General features: G+C 38.6%; 22 protein-coding genes and 1 tRNA gene. 11 read left to right on the top strand and 12 right to left on the bottom strand.

Going from position 1 to position 22,964, the window contains the following annotated elements; translation table 11 throughout:
* Positions 1–71 precede the first annotated feature (71 nt).
* From KSK55_RS01485 to KSK55_RS01475, 3 genes are all read right to left on the bottom strand, one after another.
* The gene (locus KSK55_RS01485) at positions 72–2,747 is read right to left on the bottom strand and encodes a DEAD/DEAH box helicase family protein (RefSeq protein ID WP_218607891.1); all 2,676 of its coding nucleotides are present in this window, start codon (positions 2,745–2,747) and stop codon (positions 72–74) included.
* A complete protein-coding gene (locus tag KSK55_RS01480) occupies positions 2,748–3,563 on the bottom strand; it encodes a KilA-N domain-containing protein (RefSeq protein WP_218607890.1) in 816 nt (271 codons plus the stop codon).
* A 214-nt stretch (positions 3,564–3,777) separates the two neighbouring features.
* Complete coding sequence (locus tag KSK55_RS01475) at positions 3,778–5,814, bottom strand: site-specific DNA-methyltransferase (protein ID WP_218607889.1); 2,037 nt, start codon at positions 5,812–5,814, stop codon at positions 3,778–3,780.
* 142 nt (positions 5,815–5,956) lie between these two features.
* Between KSK55_RS01475 and KSK55_RS01470 the strand changes: the two genes are divergently transcribed.
* Complete coding sequence (locus tag KSK55_RS01470) at positions 5,957–6,523, top strand: hypothetical protein (RefSeq protein WP_218607888.1); 567 nt, start codon at positions 5,957–5,959, stop codon at positions 6,521–6,523.
* A 73-nt stretch (positions 6,524–6,596) separates the two neighbouring features.
* Here the strand turns inward: KSK55_RS01470 and KSK55_RS01465 are convergent, their stop codons facing one another.
* Both KSK55_RS01465 and tnpC read right to left on the bottom strand, forming a co-directional pair.
* Positions 6,597–6,950 carry an LA2681 family HEPN domain-containing protein gene (locus tag KSK55_RS01465; RefSeq protein WP_218607887.1) on the bottom strand — a complete coding sequence of 118 codons (354 nt, stop codon included), beginning with the start codon at positions 6,948–6,950 and terminating at the stop codon, positions 6,597–6,599.
* A 39-nt stretch (positions 6,951–6,989) separates the two neighbouring features.
* A complete protein-coding gene (gene tnpC / locus KSK55_RS01460; RefSeq protein ID WP_218607127.1) occupies positions 6,990–8,468 on the bottom strand; it encodes an IS66 family transposase in 1,479 nt (492 codons plus the stop codon).
* 829 nt (positions 8,469–9,297) lie between these two features.
* On the opposite strand from tnpC, the gene KSK55_RS01455 reads away from it, so the two are divergent.
* Positions 9,298–9,690 carry a MarR family transcriptional regulator gene (locus KSK55_RS01455; RefSeq protein WP_218607886.1) on the top strand — a complete coding sequence of 131 codons (393 nt, stop codon included), beginning with the start codon at positions 9,298–9,300 and terminating at the stop codon, positions 9,688–9,690.
* Between the two features lie 2 nt (positions 9,691–9,692).
* Here KSK55_RS01455 and KSK55_RS01450 read toward each other — a convergent pair whose 3' ends face one another.
* The 4 genes from KSK55_RS01450 to glnA form a co-directional block, all read right to left on the bottom strand.
* Positions 9,693–10,172 (bottom strand): hypothetical protein, encoded by a 480-nt coding sequence (locus KSK55_RS01450; protein ID WP_218607885.1) that lies wholly within the window; start codon positions 10,170–10,172, stop codon positions 9,693–9,695.
* 208 nt (positions 10,173–10,380) lie between these two features.
* Positions 10,381–10,451: transfer RNA gene (locus KSK55_RS01445), tRNA-Gly, on the bottom strand.
* 59 nt (positions 10,452–10,510) lie between these two features.
* The gene (gene aglJ / locus KSK55_RS01440; RefSeq protein ID WP_306127972.1) at positions 10,511–11,428 is read right to left on the bottom strand and encodes an S-layer glycoprotein N-glycosyltransferase AglJ; all 918 of its coding nucleotides are present in this window, start codon (positions 11,426–11,428) and stop codon (positions 10,511–10,513) included.
* A gap of 60 nt (positions 11,429–11,488) precedes the next feature.
* Entirely contained in the window at positions 11,489–12,820 is a 1,332-nt protein-coding gene (gene glnA, locus KSK55_RS01435; protein ID WP_218607884.1) for a type I glutamate--ammonia ligase, read from the bottom strand.
* A 306-nt stretch (positions 12,821–13,126) separates the two neighbouring features.
* Between glnA and KSK55_RS01430 the strand changes: the two genes are divergently transcribed.
* The 6 genes from KSK55_RS01430 (at position 13,127) to uppS (ending at position 19,306) form a co-directional block, all read left to right on the top strand.
* Positions 13,127–14,179 carry a class II glutamine amidotransferase gene (locus KSK55_RS01430; protein WP_214421369.1) on the top strand — a complete coding sequence of 351 codons (1,053 nt, stop codon included), beginning with the start codon at positions 13,127–13,129 and terminating at the stop codon, positions 14,177–14,179.
* Positions 14,176–15,687 (top strand): glutamate synthase-related protein, encoded by a 1,512-nt coding sequence (locus KSK55_RS01425; protein WP_218607883.1) that lies wholly within the window; start codon positions 14,176–14,178, stop codon positions 15,685–15,687. The genes KSK55_RS01430 and KSK55_RS01425 overlap by 4 nt, the downstream gene beginning before the upstream one ends.
* Before the next feature lies 1 nt (position 15,688).
* On the top strand, positions 15,689–16,429 hold the full coding sequence (locus tag KSK55_RS01420) for a GltB/FmdC/FwdC-like GXGXG domain-containing protein (protein ID WP_218607882.1): 741 nt from the start codon (positions 15,689–15,691) through the stop codon (positions 16,427–16,429).
* A 4-nt stretch (positions 16,430–16,433) separates the two neighbouring features.
* Positions 16,434–17,447, top strand: a complete 1,014-nt coding sequence (locus KSK55_RS01415) for a Coenzyme F420 hydrogenase/dehydrogenase, beta subunit C-terminal domain (protein WP_218607881.1) — start codon at positions 16,434–16,436, stop codon at positions 17,445–17,447.
* Positions 17,448–17,513: 66 nt separating this feature from the next.
* Positions 17,514–18,527: a radical SAM protein gene (locus tag KSK55_RS01410; RefSeq protein ID WP_218607880.1), complete on the top strand. Its 1,014-nt coding sequence runs from the start codon at positions 17,514–17,516 to the stop codon at positions 18,525–18,527.
* Positions 18,524–19,306, top strand: a complete 783-nt coding sequence (uppS, locus tag KSK55_RS01405) for a polyprenyl diphosphate synthase (protein ID WP_218607879.1) — start codon at positions 18,524–18,526, stop codon at positions 19,304–19,306. Before KSK55_RS01410 ends, uppS begins: the two co-directional genes overlap by 4 nt.
* Here the strand turns inward: uppS and KSK55_RS01400 are convergent.
* Positions 19,303–19,929, bottom strand: coding sequence for an undecaprenyl diphosphate synthase family protein (locus tag KSK55_RS01400; RefSeq protein ID WP_214418456.1), 627 nt, complete (start codon positions 19,927–19,929; stop codon positions 19,303–19,305). The two genes, uppS and KSK55_RS01400, sit on opposite strands and share 4 nt — an antisense overlap.
* Before the next feature lie 243 nt (positions 19,930–20,172).
* On the opposite strand from KSK55_RS01400, the gene KSK55_RS01395 reads away from it, so the two are divergent.
* Genes KSK55_RS01395 through KSK55_RS01385 form a run of 3 tightly spaced genes read left to right on the top strand, consistent with a single transcriptional unit; the run spans position 20,173 to position 22,204 of the window.
* The gene (locus KSK55_RS01395; protein WP_218607878.1) at positions 20,173–20,877 is read left to right on the top strand and encodes a DUF7504 family protein; all 705 of its coding nucleotides are present in this window, start codon (positions 20,173–20,175) and stop codon (positions 20,875–20,877) included.
* A 6-nt stretch (positions 20,878–20,883) separates the two neighbouring features.
* The gene (gene dph5 / locus KSK55_RS01390) at positions 20,884–21,639 is read left to right on the top strand and encodes a diphthine synthase (protein ID WP_218607877.1); all 756 of its coding nucleotides are present in this window, start codon (positions 20,884–20,886) and stop codon (positions 21,637–21,639) included.
* Entirely contained in the window at positions 21,629–22,204 is a 576-nt protein-coding gene (locus KSK55_RS01385; protein ID WP_218607876.1) for a DUF357 domain-containing protein, read from the top strand. The genes dph5 and KSK55_RS01385 overlap by 11 nt, the downstream gene beginning before the upstream one ends.
* Here KSK55_RS01385 and hisE read toward each other — a convergent pair.
* Positions 22,201–22,494, bottom strand: coding sequence for a phosphoribosyl-ATP diphosphatase (gene hisE / locus KSK55_RS01380; protein WP_214418452.1), 294 nt, complete (start codon positions 22,492–22,494; stop codon positions 22,201–22,203). The genes KSK55_RS01385 and hisE overlap by 4 nt on opposite strands.
* The gene (locus KSK55_RS01375) at positions 22,491–22,934 is read right to left on the bottom strand and encodes a NusA-like transcription termination signal-binding factor (RefSeq protein WP_214418451.1); all 444 of its coding nucleotides are present in this window, start codon (positions 22,932–22,934) and stop codon (positions 22,491–22,493) included. The genes hisE and KSK55_RS01375 overlap by 4 nt, the downstream gene beginning before the upstream one ends.
* Between the last annotated feature and the right edge of the window lie 30 nt (positions 22,935–22,964).

Genomic DNA, 22,964 nt, shown 5'->3' with positions numbered 1-22,964 from the left:
AGGTCAACTGATGCCCGGGTACTAATTAAAATATTTAGAATGCCATGTTCCTCAATAATAGGGAATAAAATTTATGAAAATCGTTTTATCAATTCTTGGAAACTTCTGGGGATCTTTTGCCGGAACTCATCGTCTTTCACGAATAACCAATGATACGTGACATCTGTATTTTTTGAATTGACATCTTTACACCATTGATCAAGACGTTCGGTTTTCAATGGGACATCCAGATCTTCTAGGCCTTTAGTTTCAATGATATAGATCTCTGATTCATTCCTTTTCACAATGAAATCCGGATAATAATTAGAGATCTCTCCTTTGTGATTTTGGTAATCGATCTTAAAATTGACAGCGAAATAGTTCTTAACATAGGAAATGATATCATCGCAACTTTCGAGAAAGTTTGCAAACTCAAGTTCCAATTCACTATCCCCTATGATTTTATTGAAAATACTTTTCTTCGGAATTAAATATCCCTGTTCTTTTGCAACAAAAGGCCGACACTTGCTGATTTTGATACTATCCCTAATCTCCGCTTCTCCTTTATTAAGGACGGTCAATTCATTAATGGCCTTCTTAAATGTCTCGACCAGTGTTTTTGAAACATCAACTTCTGAAAGATTTCTTAAAATGTTGAGGGAATTGATGTCGATTTTCTCTTCAAATAGTCCATTAATTACAAATTCTTTTACTTTTCCATACAAGATATCATAACCACTCACCAATCGGAGGTCTTTCATAATTACCTGGGTAAAAAATCCTATGACACTCTGATAATTTGGGGCGATACTGGTGTCGAGTTTTGTAATATGGTCTACGACTTCTGTTGCAATATCACGAAAGATTATTTCCCGTTGTTCCTCTTCTGAAAATTGAATGACAGGATATTTTCTGTTGGTGAAAGTGGATACATTAAGGAGTGAGAGGTTTTTATACTCACGATATATTCTCGGTGATAGGACTGGTATTTCAATGTCCAATGCTTCGATATCCTTCTTATTGTTCTCATTATCAACTTCGATAACCAGGGGGGCTTTTGGTTCTGTACCTTGACCCATCTTTCTCCGGTCAATTTCAACACCTTCATTTCGGATAGTTTCAACAAAATCCATGAATGCGTCGGTTCCGATAACACTCACCGTTTCAATGATATCATCATCCCCCCGGTACATTCTCCGAAGGCCCCTCCCAAGAGTCTGTTCTGGAAGGATATTGCTCTTTGAACTGTATGCCCGGAGCCCTACGATAGTGGTGACATTTTTTACATCCCATCCTTCTTTTAGCATCAGAACCGAAACAATCGCCTTGTAATTATTTTCTGTCAAGTCAACTTCATTGGCGGCTTTTCGTAACCGTTCCAACTCTTCTAATGACTTTCCAGTGCTGGATTCAGAGATTTCTCCGTTATTTTTTGTGTGGATAACAAGAACTCCATCTTTTAATTTGGGGTATTTTGACTGCAAATATTCTGATACTTCATCACAGTTTTTTGTATCATCAGTCATTACGAAAAGGACGGCTTTTTTTCCTAGTTTTTCATGGACGTCAAAGACTTTCTCCCATTCCAGATATCCGAGATGTATATAATCCTCGTATTTTTCTGAGTATTTGGAACTCTTCTTCTCGATGAGTTTTGCCCTACTTGCTGAATCCGGAAGGACTGGATGCTTCACGATATTCTGATGAATCGCCTCAACGAGGGGGTAGTCTGATATCGTTTGTACAAAAATGGCTCCATTATTGTGCCGAGGGGTAGCGGTCACATCTATCTGCATGGAGAGTTTCCCATCTTTTTGTAACAACCGGTTATGGATATCCTGAATTGATTTAAACCAGGCGAGTTTTTCATCGTGGACGTGATGGGCCTCATCGTTGAGTATCATGAGTTCATCGATGTCACGAACAATATCTCCCAGGTCTAATTTTGAGTCGGTTGTTGCTCCGACTGGCTTTTTTCCAAGGAAGTAATCCATCATATCTTCATCTTCGAATGATGGTTCCCGGTTATTACTGTCATAGACCCGGTGAATGTTAGTCAGGAAGATGTTCCCGGTTTTTCTGGTGATATGGACATTGTCCTGGATATGCAGGGTAAGCTGGAAATCATCACGCCAGTTCTGGCCTTCATACCCGTTATCCGGAATGATAGGATCAGAGAAGAATATTTTAAGTCCATCAAAATCTGCCCGTATTCTATCAAGGACAATGATGTTCGGAGCAATGACAAGAAAGTTCCGTGAGAGCGTAGAGTCTTCTTCGTAGATTTTATGGTAATAACTCCAGGCTAGGAGGAGACTCAATACTTTTGTCTTCCCGCTCCCGGTTGCCATTTTAATGACATACCTGTTCCATGTTTCAGGGAACATTCCGGCAGAAATGGCTTGTGAACTATCATACCGGAGTAGATCGTATTTGTCTTTTATCTGGGCAATTTCGTATAGGTAGATGATGGTTTCGACGGCTTCCCGTTGTGCAAAATAGTATCTAAAATTAAAAAGGGTTCCATCTGATTTTGGGATCGGATGCGGTTCTTCAAACCACCACCTGATTAGTGCCCGGCTGGTTGCACTTGCTCCTTCATATCCGCTTTCCCGCCAGGCATTAACCTTTTTTCGTAATGTGGCAACCAGCGGGGGGAGGAGTTTTTCATATCCTTGTGTTCTCAGGAGTTCATCAGCTGGGAACCACCGGATGTCCGGGTTTAATATTGCGTAGGGATCACTGGGAAAGTCCGGATGAAGTGCCATTTATTTACCTCCGATTTGTTTCACGCCAGATTCTTCGGTGAGGAGTTTCATCTGATGTATGGCAATTTTGTTGAGTTTTAAGAGTCGTTCGCTCTGGGGGAGGTTATCGCTAATAAAATGAGCATTGAGGTTTTCTAGGTTTGAGAGACAGACGAGTTGAGAGATGTCAGCATAATCCCGTATGTTTCCCTTCTTATCCGGGTTCGCCTCCCGCCAGTCCTTTGCGGTTATCCCGAAGAGTGCCATGTTGAGGAGGTCTTCTTCTGAAGCATATACTTGGTTTATCTGCTTTTTCGAGAGTTCAATCGGGATAAGATTTTCCTTGATTGCATCGGTATGAATCCGGTAATTAATCTTGGCAAGGTTTCTCCGGATATCCCATCCAAGTTGTTTTTGTTCCTCTTCTTTGAGCCGTTGGAACTCTTTGATGAGATAGAGTTTGAATTCTACTGATATCCAGGAGGCAAATTCAAAGGCGATATCTTTGTGAGCATAGGTTCCCCCATATCTTCCCGCTTTGGAAATGAGTCCTATTGCTCCCGTTCTTTCAATCCATTGTTTCGATGTTAATGTGAAACTGTTGAGTCCTGCCTGTTTTCTAAACCCGTCGAATTCGACGGGATTAAAATTTGGGTTGTTCAGTTGTTCCCATATTCCAAGAAATTCTATTGTATTCCGGTTTCGAATCCAATTACGGATGATGTCATCGCTTCGTTCTGGATCCTTGTACTTGGCAATATCAGTGATGCAGATGTAATCCTCTTCATTCTGGATATAGAGAGTGATCTCTTTATCAAGGACGGTGATTTTTGCCATGTTACTTGTCTCCGATATATACGTCGATAATTTTCATGGTGTCATTCCCGAAAATATCGACCACTTTCACGGCTATTTTCCGTCTGCCTGGGAGGACTTCTTTATAGATGCTCTTTAGTTCAAGGCTCCGATCTTTTCTTGTCCTGAATGATTGCCATTCATTCTCAAAGATGTAGTCTCCGGACCAGATCTCTTCTATCTCCCCATCGGTGTTCTAGACGGTGATGATCTCTTTCTTGCTTTCAAAGTCAAAATCAACCGACCAGTAATCTATCCAGTCAGTCCAGGCCTGTGTGAGCGGCTCCCGGGTGGTGATGCCTTTCTTATCCTTGGAGATCTTGACTATCTGGCCGTTATCGACAACAATTTTATTTCCACCGGGTTTGAGGTTTTCTTCCACATTCGCTATGGTATCCTGATTATAGTGAACCGAAAAGTCCGAGAGCTCCACAGAGATTGAGTTGCCTTTGATATGGGGAGTGACTTCGATGTACGAGACATCGTGGAATACGACCTGGTTCTTTTCTATTGCCCGTTTATCAAAGACTTCACGGGGGATGTATTTCAGAGCAAGGTCTATTCCTTTTCCTTTGGCCTCCTCCTGGACACTGGGGAAGAGTCCCATTTCAAACTCGAATCCGAGGATATCGACTTTGGTGATCCTTTTCTGTCTACATTCAGAGATGATTTCTTCGACAAAGAGCCGGGTAACGGGGAGGTTGACCGGACCGACAGTGACAAGTCGGTTTTGTTTCTTTCCGTGGAAGGTAGAGAAGTTGGCGACTGGTTCTGCTTTGTAGGCGTGGAGGATGAGATCGACGAAGTCTTTCTCTTTCTGTTCGAGTTGTTTTCGTTTTTCTTCGTCCCGGAGGTTTTCGTTAATTCCGATATAATGCTGGCGTTCATATTTTCCTAGGTTGAGGATTTCGAATGCCCGGAAGTCTTTTCCGGAGTTTTTGATCTCCCGCTGGACTCCGATCATTCGTTTCCGGGTAGTATGAATGGCGAACTTTCCGAGGTCTGACCCGATCCATTTTCGACCGAGTTTTTCGGCGACTGCAAGAGTAGTACCAGAACCACAGAAGAAGTCTGCAACGAGATCGCCTTCGTTTGATGAGGCTTTGATGATTCGTTCAAGGAGGGCTTCTGGTTTTTGGGTAGGGTAATCAATTCTTTCGGCAGCCATAGGATTAACTGGGGGAATGTCAGTCCATAGACAATGTATCGCACTTCCCTCTTTTTCATCTAAATACAACTTCACAGCTGGGCGGCCTGTTTTGCTAAATGTTATTTTCCCTACAGCTATTAATTCATCAATTTTCTCTTGACTAAATCTCCAGTGAGTACCTGCAGGAGGTTCTAGGATTCTATCTCCGAATTTCCTAGCTGGGCCCTGCCCTTTTGCTAAAATGTCAGCCATTTTATATTTTCGCCCATCGGGATCTTGGTTTCTAAAATGACTTGAAATGTAAGATTCTTTAATTGGTGCAGATAATGGGTTCCAAATGAATTTATCAGAAAAAGAATAAAATAAAATTTCATCAACAACAATACCATATCGTTTAGAATCTGCATGAAAATTGAATCGTTGCCATACAATCTGATTTTTAAAATTATTTTTCCCGAATACCTCGTCTAAAACCAATCTGATAAGACTATTTACTCTCCAATCGCAATGAACATAGATACTTCCATCTTCTGCAAGCAAGTCCCTCATTAGCACTAACCGCTCATAGATCATTGAAATGAAACTATCCGCTCCCCGACCCCATGTATCCCGGTAGGCAATTTCTTCAAGGATTCCCGGTTGTTTTATGAAACTCTCATCCCCTATCTCGATACTCATTGAGAAGTCGGCCCCGACATCGAAGGGTGGATCGATATAGATGAGTTTGATTCCACCCTGTTTCTCTATCTCTTCCCGAAGAGGTCCATTCTTCAGGCTGGATAGGATGAGTTTGTTGTCTCCCCAGATCAGTTTGTTAGTCCATCCTTTGATCTGTCTGCCCCGGTCGTCCAGGTCAAAGAGGGTTTGTTGAATTTTGGTGTCTTTTTCTTTTCTGGGTTCGTCAATTTGTTCGATGATTTGGAAGGGAAGGACTGCGGTTGAGACTTCGTTGGTTTTTCCATTCCAGACGAGTTCTACTTCTCGTTTCTCATCAAAAAGGATGAACCGGTAGGAATCGGGGAGGGGTTTACCAGATTCGAGGTAGCGGTTGATGTCTCGAATTTCGTTGTCGGTGAGTTTCATAGGGGTATCTTATGAAGTTTTGGAAGGGGGATAGGAAAAAGATGTTGAAATGAGATTGATAGATACAATGTATAGATGAATATTGGCACTATTATCTAAACCCACATCATCAAATAGCAATAATTTCCAATTTCATCAGTACATGACATCAGATGACTATTCACTCTTAATTGGAATAATAACATTAGTAATTTCTGCCCTTTCATTAGTCGTTCTCATTGTTTATACAATAATAACAAATCGACTTGTAGATGAAACTGCAAAAATGAGGGAGTTGCAAACAGACCCTTCTGTCTCTATGTATCTTGCTCCCGATGATATTCACTATTCTTTAAAAAACCTCGTGATAATTAATTATGGTCTGGGTGCAGCGTATGATATTAAATTCGCATTTAATCCTGATTTTGTGTATCATAGTGAGAAAAAAATTTCAGAATTGCCTCTATTTAATAAGGGAATTTCATATCTTGGTCCGAACCAGAAAATAGTTTTTCGGTTAGTATGGCGTCCTGTAAAAAATGATACTCCTTCGATCCCACTCTTTAATGTAGATGTAAAATATTATAATTCATCTCAAAAGGAGAAATTTGAGTCTTTTATTATAGATACTGCTGCGGAATTTGATTTACTTCATCCTTCGGAAAACCCGTTAGTAAAAATAAATAAAAATCTAGAGGAAATTGTCAAGGCAATAGAAAGGAAAAAATAGAAATCGATATAAAAAATTCAACTTTTGAAAAAAATCACAACTATTTCAGTCCAATCAAACAATTATCATATTACTATGCCCATTTCATTGTTGGTATGTACTCATTAGTACCCTCTATTTTCGTATTCTCTTTGTACTGAATATAAAATGAAAGAGAGAATATAATATTTCGAATACTTCTCATGGCTTTTATTGTTAAATTAAAAAATTCATCGACATTCATGTGATATTCTGGATTTTGGATTGGAGTATTATTAGGATCATAGGGATATGCCATATCATCTAATTTAATAATATCATGCAGTATAAAATTTCTGTGTGCGATATAATTCCTAATATCAACCATTTTTTTTAATTCATTATTACTCGAGCATTTTCTCTCTAGTTCTCTTCGAATACTTTCTATAGCAACTAGATGTTTGTTCAATTGTTATTTTCTAATAAATTTTGTAACTATTCAGTCGGCTTAGGCTAATGCAAGATTTTGAGAGAGTAACGACTCTCCACTAATATCTTTGGTTCTATTTGGTGACCATGGAAAATTATGAAATGCTGAAACAATTCCTTCAATAACATTAATTCCATTTTTTCTTATAGTTGAGATGTAACTTCTGATCAGAGCAATCGCACTGGCTGTATCGAAGCTTCTAAATCCACCTGATATTTTCATTTTTACCTTCATCATACGAATATCTCTCTCGGCCTGATTATTGTCGAATGGAACGAGAGGATCATTTATAAATCTCAACACACTCTCTCTCCACTCTTTTAGCCTTTCGAGTAAGTTTCGTACAAATCCCTTTTTCTTCCTGCCCCTTTTTACTTCATCTACAACCGGTGGAGGATTTTCATCCAGTCCTATCTGTATCAATTCATCGTATGACTCCATCAGACTGGTACGAATGATTGGAGGAATAGGAACCCCAACTCCATGAAATATCTCTTTGTTTTCTTTTGCCCCTAATAATAACTCAATAAGATCATAAGGCCATTTTTGAGAGGTTTCTTCTTCAACCCGGATGAGTTCTCGGATAATATGAGCACAACAAAAACTGTGTTCGCAGGAATAGGAAAGATAAGGACCCCAGAAATCATGAACACTAATCCCATGAAATTCAGGAAGGATTCCAATATTATCCATTCCTTCTTTACCTCTTTTTCTCTGAAGGGAATAATGAGTTAGGTTAGGAGTACAGGTCACATGAAGCCAATGAAGTTTTCCTTCTACTCTGACTCCAGTTTCATCATTATGGATTACGGGCTCATTTTGAAGAACGTTTACAATATCATCCTTAAATGATTGTAATTTCTTCGCTAGATTGTGAGTTAAATTTACGATTGTTCCAGGACTAACAGAAAAACCGAAAAGAACTGAGCAGATTTCAGTTACTCGTTCATAAGGGATTAATTGATGATGAGAAAAATAGGTCAGATAAGATTTGACTCTGGATCCATATTGAACTGGATGTGTAACATCTTCGGGAAAATCCCCTGATGTTTTTAAACCACAATGAGGACAGCAGATAGTGAAAGACTGATGTTCTGTTATCTCGATTGTGGGAGGAGGGGGAAGATCAAAAACCTGTCTTTTTTCAATGCCGAGTATTTTTCCAGAAACAAGGCTATGTCCACATTTGGAGCATTCATGAGGTTTATGATATTCGATATGATCTGGATGAGGACTCTGCCTTAAGGTTGTCCCTTTATGGCCGGGTTGACCTCCCGGATATTTCTTTCGAGAATCTGATTTATTTCGATTCTTTTTAGCATACCCATCAGAAGATGGTGGTTTTCCGCTATTTCGACTATTGAGGTTTAGCCTGGATTCGAGTTCTTTGACTCTGGATTCTAATTGATCAATTCTTTCATGTAGGTGAACAATATATGCAATTACTTCAGGAGGACATTCAAGTATTTTGGCTTTGAGTTCTTCTGGAAAGTCCATTTGATAATTTAACGTTAATAGTCATTATAAAAAGATCTTTCGGTAAAAATGAATTTTTAGAAGAAGAGGACTAATATTAGAGTAGGTTTTCAGATGGACGGGATAAGGGCGCTGAGACCGGCTGAATAGTTACAAAAAAATATATTAAAATAACTTAGAAAAATTATCCGTTTTTTATTATTGTTAACCAAATATTTGATTCTTTCATTTTTCTGACATTTCAAATATAAAAGCAAATGATTCATAAATCCATAATATGAATGAAAATTATTCCTAAAATGTCAGACACTGATAATAATCGCTTATATCTATTGAAATTACACAAAAAGGACATATGGTGATTACAATATAATGTGAGATTTATATGAGTTTTGGGTCAATGGATATAATCTTTCTCTATATTATCACCAATATAAACAATAATTTTCCATGATATTTCCCTTCATGTCTGTATGGATATTTCCCATCAAATAATTCAAATAATAGAATGCATCAGACAATGAATTTCTCTATATTTAAAAAATTATACTCGAGAGAACGATTTTCTAAAATTTCAACGATATGAATTTCATAAAATAGCGTAGATATAATAATCCATTAACCAATATGATTAAATACAAAATTTACAAAAAAGATTTATTCCACTTAATTATGAAAGGCTTTAAATAAAAATAATAAAGTATAAGATTTTTTTAAATAAGATCTTCTTCTCTGCGAAATTTATAGAATAAGATAAATTCATACGTAATCCTTTTTAAAGCATTTTGTATTTCACCTAGTTTCATGATCTTTCTCATATATTATTCAGGATATATTATGTAAGACATTTATGGTAATAACAGAATCCATTCAGCAGTTAACAAATGACGATGAAATATTAGCAAAATTATTTTGGGATATTGGACTCAAAAAGAATTGTGCTCGTGTTCTCGTATTTATGCTCATGAATGCAGAACTAACTTCTCGAGATATTGAAAAGTTTACTAGCCTGCGTCAACCAGAAGTGAGTCTTGCTCTTACTGACCTTATGAAGAAAGGATGGATTGATGTTGTCCGTCATCTCATGGAGAAGAAAGGAAGACCAGTAAAAATATTTCAAATATGTAAAGACCCTGAAGAGATTTTTCAAGAAATAATACAGGAAGTTTCAGATGACTATAACAGAAAAATGAAAGAAATCGAACGAGTAAAAAAAATTATTAAAGAAAATAAACCCTATTGATTTCATGTTAAATTTTCAGTAGAAATTTCTCCTCCTTCAATTGTAAATGGAAGTATTGCTCTTCCATTTGATATAAATGATAGTTGGTGAATAAAACTTGTTTTGGGAAAGGGTTTTTCTAAAGAAAATGACAATGAAATTTCTGTTTCATCTTTATCATTAGCAAGTAATATGTGATCACCTATTTCTTTTTCAGAAAAAGAATGATATAACTCATTATTATCTTCATTTTTAACGTTTATTTTTACAAGTATAAGATCATCATACTGAAATGGAGAGGTAATAAGAGAATACGTAATAATAGACAAACCAGTACTATCTTTTGATTGTGATATATTTCTGATGCCAATTGAAATATTTCTCACATCTTTTTCTGTTGGAGGTGTTTCATGTTTCGCCGAATTTAATAGGAGTAATCCGGCGATAATCATAGCTCCGAAGATAAGTCCGATACCGAAAATCGTGAACCATTTTTTATTCATGACAAAATCCGTTCCTCCCAAATACTATATTTTCTATCCAGAAATAGGTACAACGTAACAGAAGTCTTTCATCCCTAGCTGATTTAATGCAATGAATCTCTGTAATTTAGAATATAATAAAAAAATGATAAAGGATATCAAATATTCTTTGATATCATAAAAGAAAAACCTCTGAGAAGAATTTTATTAGATTATACAATTGATTCTATGCGGTAACCGGGGATCGAACCCGGGCTAAGGGCTTGGGAAGCCCCTGTCCTGCCGCTAGACTATTACCGCAGCTGCATTATAAATATTATTTATTATATTAGATAAAGGTTACAATATATATTATCTATTTATCGTTCTTTGCGAAGTTTTCTCACTTCATGAAGAAATTCACGCTGATTTGCAAGTTGAATGTCTGATTGAATACCAAACATTATAATTTGAACTCCAACAATAATGAGCGTAACAGCCAATATTGTCAAAGGTATATGATCTATGTTTTTGAGCCAGTCAATGATTATATATATTCCAATAACTCCACCAGCGATGAGAAATGACAATCCAATAATTCCAAAATAAAAGAGAGGGTTGTTTAGTTTTGCTAACCGGTAAATTGTTCGTCCAATTTTCAAACCATCATGAATGGGATCAAGTTTAGTATCGCTTCCTACCCGCTCTCCGTATGTCACCGGAATTATGGCAACGCGATCATCGTTCCGAACCGCTTCAGCAGAAATTTCAGTTTCAATACCAAAACCTTCTTCATAAAGGCGCATTCTCTGTAACGACTCAAGAGTAAAAGCACGATATCCAGTTAATATATCGTACAAGTACCGCCCATGACTTACCTTAAATAGCCAGTTTAATATTCGGTTTCCTAATAGGTTTAACCGATGAAAAGCGGAAGTATTGGTACCACATAGACGGTTCCCAATTGTCTGATCATATCCGGATAATAGAGGACTGATTAATGCATCTGCCTGTTCAGGATCATAGGTATTGTCTCCGTCTATTAAGATAATATACGGTTTTTTGATATGCTTTATTGCTTGAATAAAAGCAGATCCTTTCCCTTTTCCTTCTTGCACGATTACTGTGGCACCAGATGCAGAGGCTATCTCTCTGGTTTTATCTATACTATTCCCATCAATTACCAGAATATCTGAATATCCGATTTCAAGAAATTTAAGGATGATTATGCCAATAGTAGGTTCTTCATTAAGAGTAGGAATCAGAACGCATACCTGTTCTCTTGGAATTTTCATCATATATTCATTAAATCAGAAACTATAAGGAGTTATCAATATATTTGGAAAAAAGAGGGAAAATTAGAAATTATTGATGTACCGTTCAACTTCCCAGGGATGAACGGTCAGACGGAACTCATCATTTTCAGCAATGGCAATCTTTGTTAAATTCTCAACAATATGTGGACCTAACGCATCACAAATTACCTTATCTTTCAAGAGTTCATCATTTGCTTCAATAAGGGAGCCTGGAAGCATCTCAATACCACGTTTCTTTCTCTCTTCATCGCTTAAATGGTAAATATTTACATCAGTTGCTGGTGGAGGGAGGATCTTATTTTTAATACCGTCAAGTCCTGCCGCGATCATTCCAGCAAAGAGAAGATACGGATTACAGGTTGGATCAGGACTTCTCAGTTCTGCACGAGTACTATTTCCACGAGCAGCAGGAACACGAATCATGGCAGATCGGTTTGCAGCACTCCAGGTAATATATACCGGAGCTTCATAGCCGGGAACTAAACGTTTGTATGAATTGATGGTTGGATTTCCAAGACGAGCAAGTGCTTTTGCATGCTTCATCAGACCGCCAATATAATAGAGCATGACATCGGATAGCTGATTCTCTGCATTCGGATCAAAGAACACGTTCTTACCGTCTTTACTCAATGATCCGTGGGTATGCATACCAGTACCATTGATTCTTCCGATTGGTTTTGCCATAAAGGTTGCATGCATCCCGTTCATGAGAGCAAGAGTTTTTGCTGCAAATTTAAAAGTAATTACTTTATCTGCAACAGAAAGTGCTTCTCCATATTTAAAGTCTATCTCATGTTGAGAATCTGCAACTTCATGGTGAGAAGCCTCAATTTCAAAGCCCATTTCGGTAAGAGCAAGAACAATTTCTCTTCTGAGGTCCTCTGCAGCATCACTTGGTGCAAGGTCAAAATACCCACCATGGTCGACAAATTCCGTAGTGGCCTGACCATTAGCATCTCTCTTAAATACAAAAAATTCGAGTTCTGGACCACAATTAAAGGTATATCCTAATTTTGCTGCCTCATCAAGATTTTTCTTTAATACTGATCGCGGATCACCTTCAAATGGTTTGTTACCATACGTGTATACATCACATATAAACCGGGCTACACGTTTATCTGCCGGTCTCCATGGAAGAATCTGGTATGTATCCATATCCGGTTTCAGAATCATATCAGATTCATCAATTCGAGCAAAACCTTCGATTGAGGAACCATCAATCCAGATGCCTTCAGTAAGGGCCTTCTCAACCTGGATGACCGGGATTGCCACATTCTTGGGGATGCCGAGGATATCATTGAACTGCAGGCGAACAAATTTTACATTATCCGCCTTTATCCGTGCGAGCATTTCGCTGACCTTTGCATCAGACATTGAAACATACTTCTACCTATTTGAATTTAAATATAGCTCTTTCAGAGAAAGCTAATAAAAAATTTTTTCTTTTGCTATTCATTGATGATCATCATAAATTATTTCTCAATATTGTAAATAAAAAGATATTTTTTGATTTTTTTAATAATTTAGAATTATTAGTCAGAAGGCGCTTCTCCTATTGCGGTCAGGTTAATAAAGATGAAAAGCTTATATGAATCGTACAAGCAGTAAGCTTCCATGCCGGATTTATCCGGATCATGTTCGTTGCCTGATAATACCTGCCAATATGGCTTATGTGATGATATGTGTGGAATTATTGGTGTAATAGATAAACAGCGTGAGCTCATGGATGGTTCTTCCATAAGAGACGCACTCTCGATAATGGACGAGCGCGGAAGTGGTGAAGGCGCCGGATATGCAGCATACGGAGTATACCCGGATTATGCAGATCTATATGCTATCCATGTTTTTTATGACAACCTGGTTGAGCCAAAAACCCAGGTAGAAGATCTCCTGGAAACATGGGGAATGATTGAACATGACGAAGAAATCCCAACATGGGAACAGAATGGTATCACTAAAATCCATACTCCCTGGAGATACTTTTTCCGTCCTAAAACGCGGCTCATGCAACGTAGTAAAACTCCGGATGATGAGATTGTAAAACATATCGTGATGGAAGTGAACAAATCTATCAAAGGTGCGCTTGTTTTCTCATCAGGAAAAAATATTGGAGTTTTTAAGGCATCAGGTTGGCCTGAAGAGGTTGCTGATTTTTATCGTGTTGAAAAATATGAAGGCTATCTTTGGCTTGCACATAATCGATATCCGACAAATACTCCCGGGTGGTGGGGAGGAGCACATCCATTTAACCTTCTGAACTGGAGTGTGGTCCATAATGGTGAAATAACTTCATACGGAACTAACAGGCGTTATATTGAAAGTTTCGGTTATGACTGTACGATGTACACCGATACTGAAGTTGTTGCATATTTGATGGACCTCCTTGTACGAAGACATGGCCTTACCCAGGAGCTTGCTGTTCGGGCTCTTGCTCCTCCTTTCTGGGAAGAAATAGAAAGAATGCCTGAAAATGAGCAAAAATTTACAACAGCACTTAGACTGACTTATGGGTCAGCAATGATGAATGGACCATTTGCAATCGCTGTGGCTTCTCCAGATTCAATTGTTGGATTTTCTGACCGGATCAAACTCAGACCTTTAGTTATTGGCGAACATGATAACCGGATATTCATATCCAGTGAAGAAGCGGCTATCAGAACAATTGATTCAGCAATCAGCCGAATATACATGCCGAAAGCGGGTCATCCAATTGTTGGGAGGACTGTAACATGATAATTGGTTCACGCCCGACAAAGTTCCAGGTTGTTGTGGATAAAAATCAGTGTATGCTCTGTGGACGGTGCGTGGAAAATTGTTCATACAATGTCTTCAGGATGGAACCTGAAGGGATTATTACCAATACCCGGAATTGTGTTGCATGTCATCGATGTATTTCGCAATGTCCCCGTGATGCAATATCCATAAAGGAACGTCCCTGTGATTACCGGTCTCATCCAGTCTGGACTGCACAAATAAAAGAAAATATCTTTAAACAAGCTGAAAGTGGCAAAATTCTCCTGGGAGGTATGGGGAATGCAGGACAATATCCCATTCTTTTCGATCACCTGGTTCTTGATGCCTGTCAGGTTACAAATCCTTCCATTGATCCCCTCCGAGAGCCGATGGAACTTCGTACATACATCGGAAAAAAGCCAAAACAATTAGAATTCATTCAGACTCCGGAGGAAGATACAAGCCTTGTTACAGAACTTGTTCCAAATCTCAAACTTGAAACTCCCATAATGATTGGTCATATGAGTTATGGTGCGATATCCCTGAATGCCCATAAAGCAATGGCAAAAGCTGTTTCAGAGATTGGAACATTTATGGGAACTGGTGAGGGTGGACTTCACGAAGCTCTGTATCCGTACCAAAATAATATGATCGTTCAGGTAGCATCAGGACGATTCGGAGTTGATGTAAATTACCTTGAACGTGGAGCGGCTATTGAAATTAAAATAGGTCAAGGAGCAAAACCAGGAATAGGCGGACATCTTCCAGGTGAAAAAGTTTGTGCCGATGTCTCTTGTACCCGAATGATTCCAGAAGGAAGTGATGCTATTAGTCCGGCTCCTCATCATGATATATATTCAATAGAGGATCTCAAGCAGTTAGTTCTTAGTTTAAAAGAAGCAACTGAATGGAAAAAACCAGTTTTTGTAAAAATCGCTGCCGTTCATAATGTTGCTGCAATTGCTGCTGGTATTGCCCGGTCTGGAGCAGATGCTGTAGTCATTGATGGATTCAGGGGAGGCACTGGAGCAGCACCATCCGTTTTCAGAGACCATGTAGGTATTCCAATCGAAGCTGCAGTAGCCGCTGTAGATGCGAAATTACGAAAACAAGGGATCAGAAATGAGGTGTCAATCATCGCTTCCGGAGGAATAAGGCAAAGTGCCGATGTTGCGAAGGCCATTTGTCTGGGTGCTGATGCTGTATATATCGGTACTGCAGCTCTTGTTGCAATGGGATGCAGAGTATGTGGAACCTGTTATCGTGGACTATGTTCATGGGGTATCGCAACCCAGCGGCCAGATCTGGTTACCCGATTGAATCCTGATGAGGCAGCAAACAATGTGAAAAATCTCATTGATGCCTGGACATTAGAACTAGCAGAACTCATGGGAGCAGCTGGTATTAACAGTATAGAATCTCTTCGAGGGAACCGGGATCGGTTACGTGGGTATATGCTTGATCAATCGATGCTCGATGTTTTAGATGTGAATGCGATAGGAGCCTGACATGACACAGATAACCATTGATGCAGCAGGGATCCATTACACACCCCTTAATAAGCAGATCAGGCAGGCAGTCCGTGACGGTGCATCAGAAATTATCCTGAATAATATTATGGGCCAGAGATTTATCGGAGACGGGTTGACTGGAAATGTAAAAATCACCGTCAACGGTGTACCAGGTGGAGATCTGGGAATGTTCATGAAGGGCCCGACCATTGAAGTATTTGGGAATGCTGATCACGCTCCAGGAAATACTATGGATGAGGGTACAATTATTATTCACGGTGCAAGCGGTGATGCCACCGGACATAGTATGAGAGGTGGAAAAGTCTTTATTCGTGATGATATCGGTTATCGTGGAGGAATCCATATGAAACAATATATGGATAAACGTCCGGTTCTTGTCATAGGTGGATCTGCGAAAGCATTCCTTGGAGAATACATGGCAGGAGGTCTGGTTATAATGTTCAGACTTTCAGATGATGAACCATATGCGGAAATGGGACTTGCATCAGGCATTCACGGTGGTGAAATATTTATCAGAGGTACGGTTGAAGACTGGACCTTAGGTATCGGAAGCAATGCGCAACCTGCAACATCAGAAGATCTAGAGAGAATCAAACCGTATATTTTAGAATTTTCGTCCTATTACAACATTGATCCAACTTCCCTATTGAATAATTCATTCACACGAATTGCTCCTGTCAGCGCCAGACCATTTGCCGGAAAATATACCTGGGAGTGAAAAAATGACAAAAAAGAAAACATACACTGCTTTACAGGAAGAAGTATGGGACAATGGTATATGTTCCGGATGTGGGGCATGCGTTGCAGTATGTCCAGCAGATGCACTGTTTTTCCCAGATGATCCTGGAATTATGAGACCCGTTTCATCAGGGTATTGCAAACAAGAAACAGATCAGGTACCTTGTGGGGCATGCTATGAGGTATGCCCAAGAACAAAACCAGACCTCGCAAATCCCCTTGGATCTTACAAAACAATTACTGGGGCACGGGCAGTTTCTGAAATTTCTCACAAACAGAGTGGTGGTGCTGTAACCGCTATTCTTGTCAATGCATTTCAATCCGGACTCATTGATGGTGTCATTACTGTTACAGAGGATCGGTGGACACATAAACCAATCTCTATTCTGATTACCAGTTCTGGAGAAATGTTGGAACATGCTGGGAGCAGATATAATTGGAGCGTACCTGTTTTAAAGGCATTAAAAACTGCAGTAATAACAAAAAAATTAAAACGTCTCGCTATTGTTGGAACTCCATGTGTTGTTCAAGCTGCACGATTAATGAAAGAATCATCTCATGATCTTGTCCATCCTTTTGGGACTGCCATTCGATTGATATTTGGACTATTCTGCACAGAGAGTTTTAATTACTATCCTTTAATGGAAGATATCATCAGACAAAAGCATTCCATTCCTGCATACCGAATAGTGAAAATGGATGTGAAAGGGAAACTTGAATTGACCCTTGATGATGGAACAGTCACTACAATTCCTTTAAAAGAAATAGAATCAGCAATCAGAAAAGGGTGCTCGAGCTGTAATGATTTCTCTGCATTACAGGCAGATATTTCAGCAGGAAGTGTTGGGACACCTGAAGGATGGACAACCCTTCTTATCAGGTCTGATGAAGGAGAACGGTTTGTCCAAAATGCTGTGAAATCAAATGCATTAGAGTTATCAGCAGAAACTGATCTTCAGGCGATGACTAATCTGGCACAGAAAAAAATTTCTAAATAACTTACTTTTTTCCGGATACTATTTATCTCTCTATAGAGAATATAGATGGAAATTATCTGATTTGCAATGGATGATAATACTTCTGAAGACCTTCCTCCTCATAGTAGGCTGTCTGCCGGGTGCAAACTCTGTTATGAAGGAGCTAAATTAGTTCTTTTCCTTACCGGGCAATGTCATCGTGATTGTTGGTATTGTCCGCTTTCGCAGGAACGTAAAAATAAAGATGTCATTTATGCGAATGAGCATAAGATATCCTCTCCTGAAGAAATGATCCAGGTAGCTAAGCGAATGTCAGCTCTTGGGACAGGTATTACCGGAGGAGAACCTTTTTACAACTTTGATCGGCTTATTGAATATACCAGTGCACTTAAAAAGGAATTTGGATCTACTCATCAAATTCATCTTTATACTGCAATGGCTCCGAATGAAAAAACAATACATTCTATTAAAAACTTGGTTGATGAAATACGATTTCATCCTCCATCAGATCAATGGAGCCATCTTGAAGACACTGCATTTCACCAAAGTATTCTAATTGCTAAAAAAGCAGGACTGGATGTAGGCATTGAAGTTCCCTCACTACCTAACCTGAATGATCTTGAGCATTATCTACCGAATATTGATTTTCTAAATATCAATGAACTAGAATGGGGTGACTATAATGCAGATGAAATGAGAAACAGGGGATATCTCCTCAGGGGTGATGTATCAAATGCCGTTCAGGGCGGTTGGGAAAATGCCAGTCATATTGTATCTCTTCCAAAGGTTCACTGGTGTTCATCTGACTTTAAAGACAGAGTTCAGCTTCGAATGCGACTACGACGTATCGCTGTAAATACTGCTCGAGAATTTGATGAAATAACAGATGACGGGACGATAATTTACGGAGTCTGGGAATGTGACGGTAAAAATGAAACCATTCCAGGAGATTCTGATGAATCCTTGTTCGAACGATTTGATGACCGGATTGAAACCGGATGGTGGATTCTTGATGAGATCTCTGATTTTATCTCCGGGCCAGCTTACTTTATCGAACGATATCCTGATGGTGGAATCATACTTGAGGTGACCCCACTATGATACGGGGATTAATAGAACATGTTTACGAATATCTGATATCAAAACAAGTTACGCATATTCCACAACATATTGCGATTATTCAGGATGGAAATCGCCGGTACGCAAAAAAGAAAGGTCTTGCCACTGCCTCAGGACATCGCGCAGGGGCTGATCGGACCGAAGAAGTATTAGAGTGGGCACAGGAACTAGGCATCAGACATATAACACTCTACACATTTTCAACTGAAAATTTTAGCCGATCAGATGAGGAAGTCCAGAACCTCTTTACATTATTTAAAGAAAAACTCAGTCGCATCAGTATTGATGAACGTGTTCATAAATATGGAATTCGTATCCAGATGATCGGTGATCGGGATATGCTTCCTGAAGATCTACGAGGTGCAGTGGAACAGGCCGAAGCAGCAACTGCCCATTACGATAATTTTTATCTCAATATGGCTTTGGCTTATGGAGGGAGAAATGAAATGCTTCGGGCAACTTCAAAAATTCTCAACGATATCAAGAATAACAAAATAAAAAAGGAAGATATCACCCCGGATCTTTTTGAAGAAAACCTGTATGGAAAAAATGTCACTCTTCCGCCTGTTGATCTGATCATAAGGACGGGTAATGAATGCCGGACATCAAATTTCTTACCCTGGCTTGCAAACGGACATGAATCAGCGGTCTATTTCTGTGCACCTTATTGGCCGATGTTTCGAAAACTGGATATGCTTCGTGCCATTAGAGTTTATTCTGAACGTCAGGACATGAAAAAGAAACGAAATTGTAGGACTTAAGCTCCAAATCTTCTGTTTCTCGCCTGAAAATCTCTAAAGGCACGTAAAAGATCTATTTTCCGAATTTTTTCCCAGTTTAAATCAAGGAAAAATAATTCTGAATATACTGATTGCCATATAAGAAAATCAACAAGATGCGCTCCCCCTGTCTTAATCACACAATCAGGTGTATGAGAAAAGGTAAGATATTTTTCCAAAACTTCATTCGTAACATGTTCAGGAAGAATATTGTCCGAAGCCATTGCTTGTATTGCATCTGCTATTTCTTCCCGCCCGGATTTTCCGATTGCAATTATTACTGGAACACCATTTCCAAATACTTCCGAATGATCTCCATAATGAAGATGAACGGTAGCAATTGTTGAAAGGTTCCTAATTTCTGACATATATGGAGGATTTTTTTCAGGTGAACCTGTATTAATGTGAATAATTATCTCTTTGATTCCGGGGCATTCCTGATTCTTCTTCTGAATATTATCAGATATCTCAAGACACCATTCGATAACCCGTCTCATCTTACTAGGATTATTCTCCATTTCTATTCCGGATATCATGAAACATATAACCTGAGGAATACTATCAATATCGCGAAGAAGGTGCCATTCATATATCTGGTAAATCATAGTATCCTCAAGAGTAACGCAGGAGTCTTTGTGAATGTACAGTAAAAATATCCTGAAAAGTGCATATCTCTTTCTGAAGATATACGTTACCCTTACCAAGGATACCCAGTTTCAGAATAACTGACCTTATAACTTCTTTATGATAAGTATAAAAGGATTCGATATAGGAGAAAGTTATAGGCAGTTGTTCTCAGACTAATATCATTGGGTTAATATGATAGCAAATCAATTTTTTAAACACGTATGTACAAATACCTGACTGGCATTGATGTGATAGATCAGAAAGGGGGTGTAAATCCCGGTACTAATATGTTAGTACTAGCTCCGGCTTTTAGCGATGGGGAACTGGTTGCATCATTTCTTGCTAAACCCAGGATTAAAGAGTACATGATTGTGCTGGCTACAGAAAACCAGTCACAGGAACTTCTGGATTTTTTTAGTGGAAATGGATTTGATACGAATTATATCGGAATTATTGATGCAATATCCAGAACATCATTTACCTCAATTGAAGATACCCAGAAGATAAAATATGTCGGTAGCCCGAGTGATCTTACTGGAATGGATATAAAATTCTCACAATTAACTGAAGAAATTATGAAAGGGGATTTTACGGATGATCCTGATCAATTATTTCCAACCCCAATACGATATTGTATTTTCTCGTTAACCTCAATGCTCATGTTTCGGAAAATTGATATCATTTATCAGTTTTTACATGTTGTTACATCCAAGCTTCGAAAAATGGGCTCTATTGGCGTCTTTCTTTTAAATAGTGAATCATTTGATCAAAAAACAATGGCTATTGTCAAACAACTTATGAATATCGTTGTCGAAATACAAATTACGGATGAAGGTAAGAGGATGAGACTACAAGGATCGATGGGTCTGTCTATGAACTGGAGACAATTCTCTTTTGATAACGGAACATTGGAATTTTCTTCCTGATTTTTCATGTTAATCTTCGTAGGGCTGGGTCTTTATGACCTGGATGATATTTCGATTAAAGGATTGCGGGCAATAGAGCAGGCAGACACGATTTTTCTTGAATCATATACTTCAATTTTAATGGGTGCAAATCCGGATCTTATGCGCGAATTATACAAAAAACCAATAACTATCCTCAAACGTCAGGATGTAGAACAATACCCTGAACCAATCCTTACCGCAGCAAAAAGCGGTAATGCTGTCTTTCTTACGGGAGGAGATCCTATGGTCTCAACAACCCATGCTGACCTTCGGATAAGAGCAAAAGAGCAGGATATTCAAACAAAAATTATCCATGGTTCATCTATTGTAAGTGCTGTTTGTGGATTGTCAGGTCTGCAGAATTACCGGTTTGGGAAATCCTGTTCCATTCCTTATCCTGCAAAAAATTGGTTTCCAAAAACTCCTCTTGATACAATTCTTTCAAACATCCAACAAAACCTTCACACGACTGTATATCTAGATATTCAAGAAAACCGATTTATGACCGTACATGAAGGAATTGATCTACTTGAAAAACTGATGGAGGGATCATCAGACACAATTCCTCTCTATGTTGGAATAGCACGGGCAGGTTCAGATAATCCAATCGTTGCAGCAGGATCATCAACCCAACTAAAACACATAGATTTTGGCCCACCTCTTCATATTCTGGTTATACCAGGAACACTTCATGAGATTGAAGAAGAATATCTGAAAATTTTTGCCGGATATGAACCTTGAGACTTATTCAGATATTCTGAAATCATTAGTTCATCAGATATCCATATGTTGTGTGAAAAACACTCCATATTATCATTTAACAACTGAAATAATCCAGATGATAGAATCATATCTTGATGATTCTGTTTTTTTTTATAAGAATAAAGACATCGTAAATTATTATGCTTCTTTAGCATACGCTCATGGCTGGATATGTGCCGGATCTTATCTGGGTCTTTATTCTATTCCATTTTTTCCAATTTCATGGCGGAATATAGAATTTCCCAAAGAATATGATAAAACACACTTAAATGAAAAAACTGAACGATATATTTCAATGCTTTCGTGTGCTATTCCATCAGTATCCAATTGTCTGATGATAGGATCACCACTTTCGAAAGCATCAGATCATTGCCTTTACATAGCAAAATTGAATCTAGAAAAAGGTGAATTTTTATACAAACAGGATTCTAATATCCCAGCCTTAGGTTATCTATGCTACGGATACGGATGGCTGGATACTGCTGTCAGATCTGGCCTGTTACATGTGATACAACGACCAGACCTTTTTACAACAGAATGTTAATGGCGTCTTGAATTAAGTTCGTCCCAGACCGCCTGAACATGTATATCTGCACGTTTTAATGCAAGCATCAAATGAAAAATAACATCTGCAGCTTCCTCAGTAATTCTTGACTTTTCACCATTCTTGACAGCTATAATAAACTCAGAACATTCTTCTCCGACTTTTTCCAGAGATTTATCAATTCCTTTTCGATGAGTTAGAATTCTGGTCGTGTATGAATCCTCTGATGGATTGATTGCTCTGTCTTCAATGACTTCCCAGATTTCGTCCAGGATTTCTGCTTTTTTCAAACTGTTCCCTCTTCTGGAAATACTTCACCAATTTCATACCCGTAGAACCGGCGAATGAGAAGACGGGCCTTTTCTATGGTGCATCCCCCTTTTCCAATTGCGATCCCTACATCATTTTTATCAGAAACCACGATGTTCATCTTTTTAGATTGATCATCGCATGAGAATCGAAGAATCTGAGCGGGTTTAAATATATTTGCAAGAAATTCCTGGAGTTCTTCGGCAAATTCAACCATCTCAACTTTTCGACCAGTAACTCCCTGAAGACGACGGATATTATCACCTTTTTTTCCGATGGCATATCCCATGTCCCCGGCTTTTATGACATAAATAATTCTATCAAATTTGTCATCAATTAAACAATCAAGAGCGGTAGATTTGGTAAGGATCCTGAGTTCTTCAATATATCTTCGTTCTTTAAATCCAAGATTTCGTTCCATAGATGATTCAAACTCCATATTCGCAATGTA

The sequence above is a fragment of the Methanospirillum hungatei genome, from assembly GCF_019263745.1.
Classification (GTDB): Archaea; Halobacteriota; Methanomicrobia; order Methanomicrobiales; family Methanospirillaceae; genus Methanospirillum; species Methanospirillum purgamenti.
The sequence above is the reverse complement of the archived record's forward strand: the minus strand, read 5'-3'. Positions and strand labels throughout refer to the sequence as shown.

Coding starts and splice junctions, on each gene's coding strand:
- KSK55_RS01450 (WP_218607885.1), bottom strand. CDS start 10,172: ATGAATAAAAAATGGTTCACGATTTTCGGTATCGGACTTATCTTCGGA.
- KSK55_RS01470 (WP_218607888.1), top strand. CDS start 5,957: ATGACATCAGATGACTATTCACTCTTAATTGGAATAATAACATTAGTA.
- glnA (WP_218607884.1), bottom strand. CDS start 12,820: ATGTCTGATGCAAAGGTCAGCGAAATGCTCGCACGGATAAAGGCGGAT.
- KSK55_RS01425 (WP_218607883.1), top strand. CDS start 14,176: ATGATAATTGGTTCACGCCCGACAAAGTTCCAGGTTGTTGTGGATAAA.
- KSK55_RS01420 (WP_218607882.1), top strand. CDS start 15,689: ATGACACAGATAACCATTGATGCAGCAGGGATCCATTACACACCCCTT.
- KSK55_RS01385 (WP_218607876.1), top strand. CDS start 21,629: ATGAACCTTGAGACTTATTCAGATATTCTGAAATCATTAGTTCATCAG.
- KSK55_RS01430 (WP_214421369.1), top strand. CDS start 13,127: ATGTGTGGAATTATTGGTGTAATAGATAAACAGCGTGAGCTCATGGAT.
- aglJ (WP_306127972.1), bottom strand. CDS start 11,428: ATGATGAAAATTCCAAGAGAACAGGTATGCGTTCTGATTCCTACTCTT.
- KSK55_RS01375 (WP_214418451.1), bottom strand. CDS start 22,934: ATGGAACGAAATCTTGGATTTAAAGAACGAAGATATATTGAAGAACTC.
- KSK55_RS01485 (WP_218607891.1), bottom strand. CDS start 2,747: ATGGCACTTCATCCGGACTTTCCCAGTGATCCCTACGCAATATTAAAC.
- KSK55_RS01480 (WP_218607890.1), bottom strand. CDS start 3,563: ATGGCAAAAATCACCGTCCTTGATAAAGAGATCACTCTCTATATCCAG.
- tnpC (WP_218607127.1), bottom strand. CDS start 8,468: ATGGACTTTCCAGAAGAACTCAAAGCCAAAATACTTGAATGTCCTCCT.
- KSK55_RS01475 (WP_218607889.1), bottom strand. CDS start 5,814: ATGAAACTCACCGACAACGAAATTCGAGACATCAACCGCTACCTCGAA.
- dph5 (WP_218607877.1), top strand. CDS start 20,884: ATGTTAATCTTCGTAGGGCTGGGTCTTTATGACCTGGATGATATTTCG.
- KSK55_RS01400 (WP_214418456.1), bottom strand. CDS start 19,929: ATGATTTACCAGATATATGAATGGCACCTTCTTCGCGATATTGATAGT.
- KSK55_RS01455 (WP_218607886.1), top strand. CDS start 9,298: ATGGTAATAACAGAATCCATTCAGCAGTTAACAAATGACGATGAAATA.
- KSK55_RS01395 (WP_218607878.1), top strand. CDS start 20,173: ATGTACAAATACCTGACTGGCATTGATGTGATAGATCAGAAAGGGGGT.
- KSK55_RS01410 (WP_218607880.1), top strand. CDS start 17,514: ATGGATGATAATACTTCTGAAGACCTTCCTCCTCATAGTAGGCTGTCT.
- uppS (WP_218607879.1), top strand. CDS start 18,524: ATGATACGGGGATTAATAGAACATGTTTACGAATATCTGATATCAAAA.
- KSK55_RS01415 (WP_218607881.1), top strand. CDS start 16,434: ATGACAAAAAAGAAAACATACACTGCTTTACAGGAAGAAGTATGGGAC.